The following is a 14,164-nucleotide window of genomic DNA, read 5'->3' as shown; positions in this document are numbered from 1 at the left end:
ATAAGATGAAAAATTTGAATGAAGTCTTAATTATGGGGGATGTTTAAGGATGTTTGGGAAAACAAAGGGAAACACCTTAACCTCTGCGGAAGTTTCTGGGCTATGGTTTCAGTATCAGGGCGATAGCATGGCAATCTGCGTGTATAAACATTTTTTAAAGAATGTAGAAGATAAAAAAATCAAACCAATTTTAGAAATGGCACTCCATTTAGCGGAAACGCATATTGGTAAGATTACAAGATTTTTGGAAGATGCCAATTTTCAAATTCCAAAAGGTTTTACTGAAAAGGATATAAACCTTAAGGCACCAAGGCTTTTTTCGGATCACTTCACGCTTTTTTATACTTACATTATGACCATCCATGGGATAACTGCTTATAGCTTAGCAATTACAAATTCAGAGCGCCAAGACATACAAGATTACTTTTTTGAATGTACGGTGTCTGCAAAAGAACTGTTTCAACAGATTGTGAGTTTGGCTAAAACAAAACCATTTTTCTCAGTTGTTCCTACAGTCCCATCCCCACCAGAAGTGGAATTCACGGAATCGACCGGCATAATTGACAATTTGATTGGCGACAAACGGCCACTCAACAGTTCTGAAATAAGCAACTTATTTTTTAACTCACGTAAAACTGGATTTATTCGTTCATTAAGTTTAGGATTTAGTCAGGTTGCGAAGTCTGAAGAAGTTCGAAATTTTATGATGAAGAATGTGAAATTGGCTGGGAAGGATGCGGATAGCTTCGATAAAATCCTACAGAAAGACAATCTCCCGATTCCTGAGAAATGGGATGCTGAAATCACTGATTCAACCATTAGTCCGTTCTCTGATAAATTGTTGATGTTTCATGCAGCCTTTTTGGTGAATGCCGCCCTCTCCTATTATGGCGCCGGCTTAGGCTCAAGCCTAAGGACCGATATTATTCTAAATTACCGACAAGTCTTTACCCATGCGATGGAAGCTGGAGCGCTAGTATACCATCTCATGGTGAAGCATGGTTGGTTGGAGAAAATTCCTGAATCGATTGATCGAAAAGGCCTAGCGAAGGGGTCAGAGTAAGCATCGGGACGTACTCGGTGCTTTTTTTGTTACACTACCCCATGGTTCTGGTGAAAGAGTAGCGTACGCCATCCCTACGCTTCCTTTTAAAATAAGGCTGCTTTCGTAAAGATTGTTGTTAAAATTGTAAAAATCTTAAAGCCGATTTTTACTACCTAAAGCCGATTTTAACGTAAGGTAAGGGATTTTGTACGTTATAGTAAGTTTGCAAGCTCTTTTCTCATAATAAAAACCAATTTTGCAGTGAAAAGAAGCTTCATCCATCCTATTTTGTATTGAAAAACAACAAAGTTTTAGAAAAGAGCCTAAAATAAAGTACTTGATAATACTTTCCATTTATGTCATTGTAAATACTAGATTAATTGAATAGCAATTGAATGTGGGGGGACCAGTGTTACTGGTTGAGATCGCGTCTATAAGATGCAGACCCTTGGAACCTGATCTGGTTAGTACCAGCGTAGGGAACATATTAAAACTTTTTGAAGTTGATAGTATGCGCCCTAGGAAAACACCTAGGGCGCTTTTATTTTGATCAACAGAAAAATCATCTTAAAATGTTAGGTTCCAAGTCTTCCATGTCAATACTTGCTAGAGATAATCTACTTTCTATCAAGGAGGAAGCAAAAGTGAAAAAAGGTGTATGGGCATTACTTGTAGTTGTTTTTATCACCGTATTAGCAGCATGTAATTCAGACAATGAAGATTCGAACGCGGCTGAAAATGGAGAAAAATTAAAAGAAGTATCCATTGTATTAGACTGGACACCCAATACGAACCACACAGGCTTATATGTAGCAAAGAATCAAGGCTTTTTTGAAGAGCAAGGCTTAGACGTCGAAATTCTCTTACCAGGAGAAGCAGGAGCAGACCAACTCGTTGCGTCTGGACAAGCTGATTTTGGGATAAGTTATCAAGAAAGCATTACGGAAGCACGTGTACAGGATATTCCGATTGTATCGATTGGAGCGGTGATTCAACACAATACATCTGGATTTGCTGCACCGGCAGATCGTGGAATTCAATCACCTGCTGACTTTGAAGGGAAGACCTACGGTGGTTGGGGTGCACCCGTTGAAGAAGCTGTTATGGATTCTCTTATGAAGCAAGAAGATGCTGATGTGAGCAAAGTAGAGATTATTAACATGGGGAATTCTGATTTCTTTACAGCCGTTGAACGAGGCGACATTGACTTTGCCTGGATCTACTATGGTTGGACGGGTGTCGAAGCCGAACTTCGTGACATGGAATTGGATATGGTCTACTTGACTGATTATTCCGAGAAGCTTGACTACTATACGCCAGTCATTTGTACAAATGAAAAGAATATTGCCAATGACCCTGAAACAGTGAAAGCGTTTATGGCCGCAGTTAGCCAAGGGTATGAATATGCAATTGAACATCCAACTGAAGCTGCGGATATCCTGATTGAAGCCGTACCAGATTTAGACTCAGATCTTGTTAAAGCAAGTCAAGAGTGGTTATCGCCGAAATATCAAGATGATGCTGAGCGGTGGGGGATTCAATCTCAAGAGGTTTGGGAAAACTACGCAAGCTGGATGTATGAAAATGGTTTATTAGAATCAGAGTTAGACGTGGAAAAAGCATTTACAAATGAATTTTTACCAGAATAAGAGGTGTGTGACATGGCAAATTCCTTACTTAGTATACAAATTATCCCGAAAACGAAAAATGGCGAAGATGTGATTCCATTCGTGGATGCAGCAATTGGTGTAATTGAAGAAGCGGGTGTAAAGTATGAAGTTCATCCATTAGAAACGACGATGGAAGGGGAGCTTTCAGAGCTGTTTGCAATCGTAGAAAAGATGAATGAAAAAATGGTGGCACTAGGGAGTCGTAGCATCATTTCACAAGTGAAGGTGCTTTACAATCCGAGCGGTGCCTCAATGGATAAATTGACGGAGAAATATCGTTAATGCAAAAAACGCTAAAAGCAGGATGGCGGCCAACCTTGGTCCTCATCCTTTTATTCATCATGTGGGAACTATCGACCACTTTCTTTGAAATTCCTAAGTGGCTGCTTCCTGCACCATCGGAAATTTGGCAGGAGGCCCTTTCTGGCTGGCCAAATTATTACCATCATATAGGGTCAACGATTCAGTTAACCGTGATTGGATTTAGCATTGGGTGTAGTGTTGGCTTGCTCGTGGCTATAGCTTTACACCTGATGCCTAGTGTGAGAGAAGCCTTTTATCCCTTAATGATCTTATCGCAAAATATTCCAATAATCGTCCTAGCACCGTTGCTTGTGATCTGGTTTGGATTCGGGATGATGCCGAAAATCATCGTCATCACACTGGTCTGTTTTTTCCCAATAGCCGTATCAGCGTTAGATGGCTTCAGACAAACAAGTCAAGAGCTCATCCACTATATGAAAATGGCTGGAGCATCGAAAAAGCAAATTTTCTTTAAGCTTGAACTGCCACATGCATTGCCATCGTTGTTTTCAGGATTGAAGATATCAGCAACGTATAGTGTAATGGGTGCCGTCATATCGGAGTGGCTTGGTGGAAATCAGGGAATTGGAGTTTATATGACCCTCGCATCCTCATCGTTCCGAACGGATCGCGTTTTTGTGGCCATTCTCATCATCATGATATTATGTATGTTGTTTTTCGCAATCATTATTAGTTTAAAAAAACTATTCATTAAATGGCGACCGAAGGGAGAGGAAAGCAGCAAATGAGCCAGCTCATTGTCAAGAACATCACGAAGTCGTTTAATAAAAAGGTTGTGCTTGAAGACCTCTCCTTTACAATTGAAGACGGGGAATTTGTTTCCTTACTTGGTCCATCTGGAAGTGGGAAAAGTACGTTGTTTCATTTAATTGGGGGCATGTATTCACCAGATTCAGGAGATTTTTATTTAGATGGGGAAAAAATCACTGGAAAACGCGGATCCATTAGCTATACGCCACAGAGCCCGTCCTTGTTTCCCTGGCGAACAGTTATAAAAAATGTCGTGCTTGGAAGCGAGCTATACGGGAAACCGGATGAACAAAAGGCACAGACCATGCTGGAAAAGGCAGGGTTGGCAGGATACGAACATGCCTACCCGCATCAACTTTCAGGTGGAATGCGCCAGCGGGTTGCCTTTGTTCGAAGTCTCCTCAGTCCACAATCGTTTATTTGCCTCGATGAGCCGTTTTCGGCCCTGGACGAGTTTACACGGTTAGAAATGCAAAAATGGTTATTGGATATTTGGGGACAAAACCGTCGCTCTGTCCTGTTTGTAACGCATAATATTGAAGAGGCAATCTACCTTTCAGATCGAATTATCGTCCTTTCAAGTAACCCAGCGACCGTGAAGCGAGAATTTAACATCCCCTTTCCACGACCACGAGAAGAGGCTATGCATTTAACAGAAGAGTTTTTAAGATGGAAAAAGGAGATCTATCAGGAATTAAGAGTATTGCAGTGAAGATATGGGGTTAGTCCCTAAGTGGAGTAGACCCTTACTCGATTGGGGAACTCACCCTTGTTTCGGACCCCCTTTTCGTTTAAGACACTTTTGGAAAACAGGGGAAGAATATAGGATTTAGGATTGTACTCTTATTCTGCCGCTTAAGATTTCTAGTTTTTCCAGAACTGAAATAAATTTGTCATAAGGTTTTTACAAATTAACCATAAGAATGAGGTACAATAGTACATGTGAATAAGTTAACTTATTTCACACATAGAGAATTGCCCTTTTGAATGGGCAACCTCTTGCAAGCTGGCTTTAAGATATTTGTCTTGATCCAGCGAAAGGAAGTGGTGAATGAGGCAACGGTTTAGCTAAAGAAATACTCTTGATAATTGAGTGTAGGCATTGGGATTTTTGGAATTTTATTATGTGAAATAATTAACAAAAGCGAGGGAACTTTCATGTGGGTTATTACTGTGTATGCAAAAAACGATATTCAAATGTATGAATTTGATAATCAAGAAGAGGCAAAAGAATCTTTTAAGAAATTAAAAGGAAACAAAGTTCTTAGTGAGGTCATCTATTACAACGACTTTGATTCCAATCTTATTGAAGAAGCTTATCTTAATTCAAGAGTATCTTAAAAGAGACAAACCTTTTTTTCTTACCCTAATACCAACTAAAAATAGTTTCCAGTTTCTAAATCGCCGAAACCTCAGTGTGCGGGGGAACCATCGAACCATCTGGATTCATTAGGATCCAAGGGGTGAATCCTTTCTATAGGTAGGGCTACTCATGGCCCGAATCCGACAGCTAACCTCGTAAGCGTTATAGAGAAAGAAGGTGGAGCTTATGGCATCCAAAAGAATGTGTCTACAAGTCATGATAAATGAACTTGTAGACACTTTTTGTTGTGAAGAGAAGCATAGGGACGAACCCAGTAGTACAAATCTCCCACCAAATTTGGAATTTAAAGTAAAGTTTAATGACTTCGAAATATTCCCCCTGTCCCAATCCTCTTTGGCCCAACAATTCGAAACGATTTATTCCAGCTAATTCTCCAATGACCAAGAAAAAAGAATTTTTTAAAGTAGGGAGCTAAGGGTCCGTCCCAGGCCAATTGTCGAAATTGTAAAAAGGATACACCTTTTAAACATGGTAAAAATATTATTTGTTAATAACATTTTTACCATATGAAAAAAATAACAGAAATAGAAAATACCTATTTGTAAACGCTTTTATGAAAAATATGATAAATTTGAATTGACTGAATAGTATAGTTATATTACTATTCTAATATATCCAACGGGTTTATCTGATATAAATTAAATAGAAAGTAAGGTGACAATTATGTCGCAGATGTTAGCTTTAGTTATTCTTACCCTTATTTTATTCATTGGAGATCTGGTCGCAGTCCGTACAAAAGCCTGGGTGCCATCGATATTCGTATGTGCCGTGCTGTTTCTCTTAGGCTACTGGACCTTCTTCCCGCAAGATATCGTGGCGCTAGCAGGCGTTCCACCGGTGGTGGCTGTAATGGTGATGTACTTATTAATTACTAATATGGGAACATTGCTTTCCCTTAAAGAATTGAAGAATCAGTGGAAGACGATTGTGATTGCCATCTCTGGAATTTTAGGAATCATCGCAATATTAATGACAATTGGAACGCTTCTATTTGGCTTTGAGACGATGATTGTAGCGATTCCGCCTTTAGTCGGTGGTGTTGTTTCCTCATTAATCATGTCAGAGGCAGCAAATGCAGCGGGACTTACCACTTTATCGGTATTTGCGATTGTCATCTACGTGATCCAAGGATTTGCTGGATACCCAATTACCTCGATTGTTCTAAAAAAAGAAGGAAAACGTCTGTTGAAGCTTTATCGTAACGGACAACTTGAAAGGAAAGAATCATATCAGGGTGCCAAAGAAGAAGTGGCTGCTACAGTAGAAGCTGGGGCAGTAAGATGGAAAATGCCTGAAAAGTACAACACTGATTTTTATAAGTTTTTCAAACTTGCTCTTGTGTCTTATCTTGCTTATCTCGCTTCAACAGCATTAGCACCGGTTGTCAATGTCAGTCCATTCATCCTTTGCTTATTGTTCGGTGTCATTGCCTCGAGTATTGGATTCCTTGAAAAGCAGGTATTGCAAAAAGCCAATGGGTTTGGATTTGCCCTCTTAGCATTAATGCTGTTTATCTTTGACGGCTTGAATAAAGCAACACCAAGTATGATGTTAGAAATACTGTATCCACTAATAGGAACAATCATCATCGGAATCATCGGGATGTATATCTTTTCGTTCATTGCAGGGAAAATCTTAAAAATGAGCAAGGATATGGCGTTTGCGGTTTCACTAACCGCGTTATACGGCTTCCCAGCAGATTACATCATTACGAATGAGGTCATCAATTCATTAACAGAAGACGAAAAGGAAAGAGAAGTGTTAACAAGTCATATGTTACCGCCAATGCTTGTCGGAGGATTCATTACGGTAACAATTGTATCAGTTATCTTAGCAGGAACCTTCGTTAGCTTCTTGTAAAAGGAAACTTCTATCAGTGAGGCGCTCATCCCACTGGTAGTTAGTGAAAAATGAGATGAAAAACGGAGGGGATTCAAATGAAGGAAGTAAAAGAACGGATTGAACAGCATATTGAAGAATTGAGCAAATATACAGCAACACCTGGAAATGGAACCACTCGACTTTCTTATAGTCAGGAGGACTTGCAGGCACGAAATTACATCAAGCAACAAATGCAGGCTTCAGGACTGACTGTTCATGAGGACGGATTGGGGAACATATTTGGGAAACTGGAAGGCACCATTCAAGGAGCGCCAAGTGTGATGGTTGGCTCCCACTTTGACTCTGTACCAAACGGAGGGTCGTATGACGGGCCTGCTGGAGTTGTTGCTGCGCTCACAGTCGCAGAACTTTTTCATAAACATAACCTGAAACCGAAATATCCGCTTGAAATAGTCGCGCTTGTCGAAGAAGAAGGCTCTCGGTTTGGCGGCGGGCTCATGGGGTCAAGGGGGATGACAGGCTTACTTAGTGAAGAGGAGTTTAATCGTTTAACAGACAAAGATGGGGTTTCACCAGAAGAAGCAATGCGGAAAATTGGCTTAGATTCTTCGCTGCCAAAGCGAAGAGACCCAAAGACAATGAAAGCCTTTCTGGAATTGCATATTGAGCAAGGCCCAATTTTAGAAGAGAAAAACATTCCAATCGGTGTCGTTGAAGCGATTGTTGGCTTAACCCAATATCAAGTTACGGTTAAAGGTAAAGCGGGTCATGCAGGCACAACCCCAATGGACAGACGCACTGATGCCTTGGTAGCTGCCGCGAAAATCATTAGCCAATTGCCAGAACTCGCAATAAAAGAAGGCAACGGAACGGTCCTAACGACAGGTCGCTTGAATGTGTATCCAAACGGTGCCAATGTCATTCCAGATAAAGTCGTGTTTACTGTGGACATCCGCTCTGGCAAGGAAGATAATGTTCAGAACGTGATCAAAAACATGCAGGAATTACTGCATGCCCACAATAAACCGGGCTCCGAGATTGTAGCTGAGCAGCTTTTATACATCCCACCAAAAGAGTTAAATCCTGGCATTCGCCAGCTTTTAAAAGAAATGAGCAATCAGATTGATATTCCCTACTGCTCCATCAATAGCGGTGCTGGTCACGATGCGATGGTCTTTTCTGATTATACAGATGTGGGAATGCTGTTTATCCCAAGCAAAGCGGGTCTTAGCCATTGTCCGGAAGAATGGTCAGATGCCAGCCATATCGCCCAAGCGGTTGGAATTTTCTATGAAGTAGCAAAGAAGTTAACGGAGGTCGAATCCTAATGATTCATCAAAGATTAAAAGAAGCCATTAACCAGTATAGCGAAGAATTAACAGCCTTACGGAGAAAGCTCCATAGTGAACCTGAGCTATCTTGGCAGGAAGAAAACACAACCAAGTTTATCTGTGAGTATCTTGAGAATCTAGGAATCGCTTTCCGGCGGACAGAGCCAACGGGAGTGATCGCTGAGATTAAAGGAGAAAAGCCAGGCAAAACCGTGGCCCTTCGTGGGGATATGGATGCTTTATCAGTAGAACAGTTGAACAAGGAATTGCCTTATGCTTCAAAAGAGGATGGCAAAATGCATGCTTGTGGCCACGATGCCCATACCGCCATGTTATTAATTGCAGCAAAGGCTTTGAACGAGATTAAAGCAGATTTACCTGGTAACGTTCGATTGATTTTTCAACCTGCTGAAGAAGTGGCGGAAGGAGCAAAGGCACTCGTCGAGCAAGGGGCAGTGGAGGGCGTTGACAATGTGTTTGGAATTCATATTTGGTCTCAAATGCCAACACATAAGGTAAGTTGTATGCCTGGACCTTCCTTCGCTTCAGCCGATCTTTTTACTGTAACGTTTAAAGGGAGAGGTGGTCACGGTGCGATGCCACAAGATTGCATTGACGCAGCGATTGTTGCCTCAGCGTTTGTTATGAATGTCCAGCCGGTGATTTCACGGACAATTGACCCGCAGCAACCAGCGGTTTTAACCGTTGGGAAAATGACTGTGGGCACTCGTTTCAATGTCATTGCGGAAAATGCGGTGATCGAAGGGACCGTACGTTGCTTTGACCCAAGTACGCGAGATCATATTGAAAAACAGCTTACGCATTACGCGAATCAAGTGGCGGCTCTATACGGGGCGACGGTGAAGGTCGAATACATCCGCGGAACACAGGCTGTAATCAATGATGAATACAGTGCGAATCTTGTTCAAAAGGTAGCAGCAGAAACCTTTGGCGAAGACGTGTTATACCAAGAAAAACCAACAATGGGTGGGGAAGACTTCAGCTTCTATCTTGACAAAGTTCCTGGAAGCTTTGCGCTTGTTGGTAGCGGTAACCCAGAAAAAGATACGGGATGGGCACATCATCACGGACGTTTCAATATTGACGAAGACGCTCTCGCCACAGGAGCGGAATTGTATGCCCAATACGCCTGGGTGTATTTGAACGAATAAAACTATAAAGAAAGTCAGGTGCCGGGGACCATCCAAATATAGGATAGTTCCCGGCACCTTGCATTTTAACCTGAAATTTTATTTTAAAAAAAGGTAGGTCCACATGCTTTTTGCCTGTATAATTTGTATAATTTAAATATAAAAGGCTGTTTTCGTAAAGATTGTTGTTAAAATTGTAAAAATCTTAAAGCCGATTTTTACTACCTAAAGCCGATTTTAACGCAAGATAAGCTATTTGGTACGTGATAAGAAGTTTGCGCGCTCTTTTCTCATTAATAAAAGGGTACTTTGAAGGGAAACAAAGCTTAATTCAACCGAATTTGTATCCAAGAGCAAAAAAGTATGAGAAAAGAGCCATATAAAAAGATAAAAAGAAACGGTGTTGATTAAAAAAAGTGAAAGCATTATCTATTGAACAGTTAGTTAAACATTTTTCATTAAAAGTTTTAGTGGGAGAAGATCAGCTTCAGACAAAAATTAAACAACCGAGAGCACATCGACCTGGCTTGGAATTTGTTGGTCATTTTGACTTCTTTCCTACCGAACGAATTCAAATTCTTGGTAGAAAGGAAATCACTTATTTACATAAGTTAAGTCATGAGGAGCGGAAATTGCGTATTGGAAATATTGTTCAATATCATCCGCCGTGTTTCATTGTAACGGCAGGTGAGGAAGGATTGACTTATTTGACTCAATATTGTACTGAAGAAAAGATTCCATTGCTCGTGACGAGTGAGCCTACTGTTACGACTGATTTCATCATTAAACTCGATTCGTATATGGTCAAAGAGTTGGCACCAGAAATGACCGTCCATGGTGTATGTATGAATGTGTTTGGGATTGGTATTTTGATTCGCGGGGACTCAGGTGTTGGTAAAAGTGAAACGGCTCACACCTTAATCGGCAGAGGTCACCGATTAGTTGCAGATGATATCGTGGTGTTAAAAAAGCTTAGTGCGCAAACTCTTTTAGGTACAAACGATGAAAAAACAAAAGAATTTTTGGCTCTTCGCAGTATTGGCCTGTTGAATGTGGTTCGCTCCTATGGACAAAAAGCATTTCAAAACGAAACCCGCATATCACTTGATATCAAGTTAACAAAATGGGAGAAAGATGCTTTGAACAATGACTTGGAACAAGAACCAACCTATACCGATTATATGGGCATAAAAATCTCTTCGATTGAAATTCAACTTCAACCTGGTCGTGACGTAGCCGGTCTAATTGAAGCTGCCGCCAACAACTGGTACCTAAGACAACAGGGCTACAGCGCCGCAGAAGACTTCCTCAGTCGCCTTGAATCTGAATTTTCTTGACTGGAGTAGAAAAGCTAAATGAAGAGGCATGCGGACGTAACCTAGACACGTAAAAGGAGGGAACAAAGGGTACGTCCCATGCTTGCTTCACCAATAAGGACTGGGACCGTTATGTGGGTAGTGTTTCCTTTACAATTTTCTTGATATGGCTCCAGGTACTTTTTCCAACCACTCTCTTTCAATAAGAACTTTCGTCACCTTTTCCGAGAAGACGCCAGCTTTACCAATTTGCAATGTATAGGTAGCAAGTAGATCATGTTTCATAACCGAGCCAAGTGAGAAACCATATTGTGACACCAAGGACCCAAATAATCCAGCCATATGAGAGACCATGATTCGGTCTGAGAAAACTCTCTTTTTTGTATCTGTAATTTCGGCTGAATAAGTAGGTGGAATGGGTAAGTGCTCTTCCTTTAATAATTCAGCCAATACATTATATTGTTTTTTTACAACTTTAACTCCTTCATGGAATAATTCGGTTATTTCCTCATGATTGGAGGTTTGGGCAAAACCCATAAAAAGTGTTTCCATCATAATAAGGAGATTTAGTATTGAATAAAGATTGCCCATTTCCATACTGTTCATTGGACGAGTAACGCCAAACCATCCATTTAGATAGCTGGTCCTTTGAATGTCTTCAGGCTCTGACGGTGTAGGCAAGGGTGGTGTCCGCCAATAGGTTCCTTTGTTTAGAAGGAGATCTACCACCCTTTCATTTAACTGAATAGCAGAAGTTAAACAACTCTTGTTGTATTTACGGACATCCTCTCTCGTGGCTAAAGCTACCGATCTTGAATGAAATTCAAGGCCAAGCTGAGCTGCTGTATGCAGGTAATAAAGCATAAACCGATTTGAAAACAGAGGGGGTGAACTTTCATCAATATCTGTATTAGAAAAACCAACCGGGATTGGAAATCTATCGTTAGTAAGAATTTCTTTTCTAGTCAAAAGCATTTCGGAAGTGTTTTGTATAGCAAAACTATATACATTCTTAATCTCTTCGTCACTTGACTGCTCCCGGAAAACGGATAAATACCACTTTGACATTTCATTTATCGAATAACCTGTCCAAAGATAGCCGAGCTCAGAGGATGTAAGGGGAATTGAATTAAGGTTACTCATTAGGAGATCACTCCTTTCTTCATTTTGATATATGGTCGTAGGAAATAGCTTGCTACCCTTAATGGGTTTATTGTTTTTGTCAAAAACAATTTTTCACCCCAGTTTCCTTTAAGTGAGTGTATAACCCGGTCCAAACCTTCATTTGATAATTGCTCCATCGCACGCCTCAACACGAGCGCATCTTCATAACTTTGGCGAAGAGGCTTAGTTAATTCCTCATAGGAACCTAGGCCGCATAGATCGTATGCAGCATAAACGCCACTTACAATAGAGGCATATTGACCAAATCCCATGAAAGGCATCATGGTGCCAAAATTATTCCCAACATAAAAAGTATTTCCGATTCGCGCTGAATGGCAGATTCCCATGAGATAACGGGAAATTTGAAACTGATCCGTAAATGGTAATTCCTGTTTTAACTGAGATTGAATCATTGAATAAAATGAATCCCAGAGATCGCTGAGTTCTACATCTACGTTTTCAGGTAGTTCTGGAATTGCTATCGAAATACTAGCCTCTTTTTCAGAGTATGGGATAAGGAAGCAATACCCGTATGGCGAAATGTCGTAATCCATCCAGGCCATCACTGTATATTGGTCAAAAGTCCCCTCAACGGTAGCACCTTTTATCGAAACGGATAAATCTTCTCTAAAATTATGAGTCTCCTTTGCATAAGCGCCATCACCAGTGGCCATCACTACGTGAGTATATTCACTAAGCAACTGTTCATAGGTTTTCTCAGAGTGGTAATGAATGGTTGCCTTTGTTTGCCGTTCTAATTGTGATTCAAAAGAATCATGGTCCCTGCCACGGATGTTTGTGAATCCAAGATGCCCTTCAATTACTGAATGTTCCTTTTTCGAAAAAAGCTCCATCCTTTGAATTGCTGATGTGGGTTTAAGAAATATTCCATACTCGTCTGACAAGGAGGCAATGCAATCCTGAACGGGGCGTGTAAAGATATCAAGCAAAGCCTCCCCATTGACAAATCTATCTCCCACTTTGTTTCTTTTTTCAAAAATAGTAGGAGTGATGCCGTGCTTTTCAAGGGTTATGGCACACGCTAAACCAGAAAGTCCCGCGCCCATAATCGCAATTTCCATAATAAAAACGTCCTCCTAAATGGCTACAGTACGAGCATTCCCTTACGGAATTTAATAAATGCATCCATTTTTACCAAATAACTGGAAACTGCGTGTTGTGGAGATAGGTCCCTAGCATTCTCGGAACAAGAGGGACGTCCCCTAACTCTGCCTGGTCATAAACATCACAATCCCACTAAACACATCCTGCCACTATCCCTTATAACCCGCATATAAACCATGAAAGGTACTTTTATAAAGTGTTTAAGAGGCAAGTATCGAATGGTACATACTGAATTTTGGAAGAATCTAATTATTACAACAAAATGTATAAATTTTTCTCTAGACTTATTGACAATTTTTAAAAAATATTCATACTTTAAAATAAAAGTTGGTTTAATGCAAAATATTAGCGCTAAGCTAAAATATACTTAACAATAGATTGAATCTAAAGAATCTAAGTACAATAATAATGCAAAACAAAAGAAGGAGTGGAGCTTTCACCATGTGTGTCTCCTATCAATTTATCCACCAGGAAGCTTATGATTTCAGTGAAAAGATTCGCAAACAATCTCTATATAAATTTGTCAGGACAGAACTATCGGAAAACCATTTTAATGATGAACATGGGGATAGATGCCCCCTGATTTCAAAAGTTGTTCTTGAGGATAATCATGGGAATTTCTATCATGTTACACCTAACTCTAATGGGTTGAAATTCGCAAAACAGGAGTTGACTTATAAAGAATACAAAAGATTAGAAAAGAAAGAGACACGAAATGCATTATCCCTTTTTATGATCATACTAGTTAGCTTTGGAGGAGGTATGGCAACACTTATAAAGGTTTTCACCTAAAAATATATTCGATTTTTGTGGAGATCATTGAAGGCTATGAAAAGATACCATTCATCAGGCTGATTGGAAGTAAACTCAATGTACCCATTCCACTCATGTTGCCACGATCCATTTCTGTGATATTTTTATTCATATAATCCAATCTATCTGGAATGCTCATTTATTCATCTAGCGTATGATTCGAAACTCGATCATACGTTTTTTCTTTTGCCTCAACAATTACAGAACTACCGTATAGCCTATTATCCATCTGATTTACCCTCTGTTAGT

At 40.3% G+C, this 14,164-nt stretch carries 13 protein-coding genes and 2 riboswitches; of the genes, 11 read left to right on the top strand and 2 right to left on the bottom strand.

Translation table 11 applies throughout. From position 1 onward, the window contains the following. Window positions 1-49: 49 nt before the first annotated feature. From LG336_RS14100 to hprK, 10 genes are all read left to right on the top strand, one after another. Window positions 50-1,063: a DUF3231 family protein gene (locus LG336_RS14100; protein WP_404328146.1), complete on the top strand. Its 1,014-nt coding sequence runs from the start codon at window positions 50-52 to the stop codon at window positions 1,061-1,063. A gap of 371 nt (window positions 1,064-1,434) precedes the next feature. Then, a riboswitch (TPP riboswitch) is annotated at window positions 1,435-1,544 on the top strand. A 145-nt stretch (window positions 1,545-1,689) separates the two neighbouring features. Then, complete coding sequence (locus LG336_RS14095; RefSeq protein ID WP_404328145.1) at window positions 1,690-2,694, top strand: ABC transporter substrate-binding protein; 1,005 nt, start codon at window positions 1,690-1,692, stop codon at window positions 2,692-2,694. A 12-nt stretch (window positions 2,695-2,706) separates the two neighbouring features. Next, window positions 2,707-2,997 (top strand): MTH1187 family thiamine-binding protein, encoded by a 291-nt coding sequence (locus LG336_RS14090; RefSeq protein ID WP_404328144.1) that lies wholly within the window; start codon window positions 2,707-2,709, stop codon window positions 2,995-2,997. After that, entirely contained in the window at window positions 2,997-3,767 is a 771-nt protein-coding gene (locus LG336_RS14085; protein ID WP_404328143.1) for an ABC transporter permease, read from the top strand. Before LG336_RS14090 ends, LG336_RS14085 begins: the two co-directional genes overlap by 1 nt. Continuing rightward, window positions 3,764-4,501 (top strand): ABC transporter ATP-binding protein, encoded by a 738-nt coding sequence (locus tag LG336_RS14080; RefSeq protein ID WP_404328142.1) that lies wholly within the window; start codon window positions 3,764-3,766, stop codon window positions 4,499-4,501. The genes LG336_RS14085 and LG336_RS14080 overlap by 4 nt, the downstream gene beginning before the upstream one ends. Window positions 4,502-4,947: 446 nt before the next feature. Beyond that, complete coding sequence (locus LG336_RS14075; protein WP_404328141.1) at window positions 4,948-5,130, top strand: hypothetical protein; 183 nt, start codon at window positions 4,948-4,950, stop codon at window positions 5,128-5,130. 51 nt (window positions 5,131-5,181) lie between these two features. Next, a riboswitch (cyclic di-AMP (ydaO/yuaA leader) is annotated at window positions 5,182-5,329 on the top strand. Between the two features lie 507 nt (window positions 5,330-5,836). Next, window positions 5,837-7,033 (top strand): hypothetical protein, encoded by a 1,197-nt coding sequence (locus LG336_RS14070; protein ID WP_404328140.1) that lies wholly within the window; start codon window positions 5,837-5,839, stop codon window positions 7,031-7,033. Window positions 7,034-7,110: 77 nt separating this feature from the next. After that, entirely contained in the window at window positions 7,111-8,343 is a 1,233-nt protein-coding gene (locus LG336_RS14065; RefSeq protein WP_404328139.1) for a Zn-dependent hydrolase, read from the top strand. Beyond that, complete coding sequence (locus tag LG336_RS14060; RefSeq protein WP_404328138.1) at window positions 8,343-9,518, top strand: M20 family metallopeptidase; 1,176 nt, start codon at window positions 8,343-8,345, stop codon at window positions 9,516-9,518. Before LG336_RS14065 ends, LG336_RS14060 begins: the two co-directional genes overlap by 1 nt. 395 nt (window positions 9,519-9,913) lie before the next feature. Further along, window positions 9,914-10,834, top strand: coding sequence for an HPr(Ser) kinase/phosphatase (gene hprK, locus LG336_RS14055; protein ID WP_404328137.1), 921 nt, complete (start codon window positions 9,914-9,916; stop codon window positions 10,832-10,834). A 129-nt stretch (window positions 10,835-10,963) separates the two neighbouring features. Here hprK and LG336_RS14050 read toward each other — a convergent pair whose 3' ends face one another. Next, window positions 10,964-11,956 carry a DUF3231 family protein gene (locus tag LG336_RS14050; protein WP_404328136.1) on the bottom strand — a complete coding sequence of 331 codons (993 nt, stop codon included), beginning with the start codon at window positions 11,954-11,956 and terminating at the stop codon, window positions 10,964-10,966. Next, window positions 11,956-13,059, bottom strand: a complete 1,104-nt coding sequence (locus LG336_RS14045; protein WP_404328135.1) for an NAD(P)-binding protein — start codon at window positions 13,057-13,059, stop codon at window positions 11,956-11,958. Before LG336_RS14045 ends, LG336_RS14050 begins: the two co-directional genes overlap by 1 nt. Window positions 13,060-13,543: 484 nt before the next feature. Between LG336_RS14045 and LG336_RS14040 the strand changes: the two genes are divergently transcribed. Beyond that, on the top strand, window positions 13,544-13,894 hold the full coding sequence (locus LG336_RS14040; RefSeq protein ID WP_404328134.1) for a hypothetical protein: 351 nt from the start codon (window positions 13,544-13,546) through the stop codon (window positions 13,892-13,894). Window positions 13,895-14,164 lie beyond the last annotated feature (270 nt).

Origin of the sequence: Mesobacillus maritimus, assembly GCF_044803185.1 — a bacterium.
Classification (GTDB): Bacteria; Bacillota; Bacilli; order Bacillales; family Cytobacillaceae; genus Mesobacillus_B; species Mesobacillus_B maritimus_B.
The sequence above is the reverse complement of the archived record's forward strand: the minus strand, read 5'-3'. Positions and strand labels throughout refer to the sequence as shown.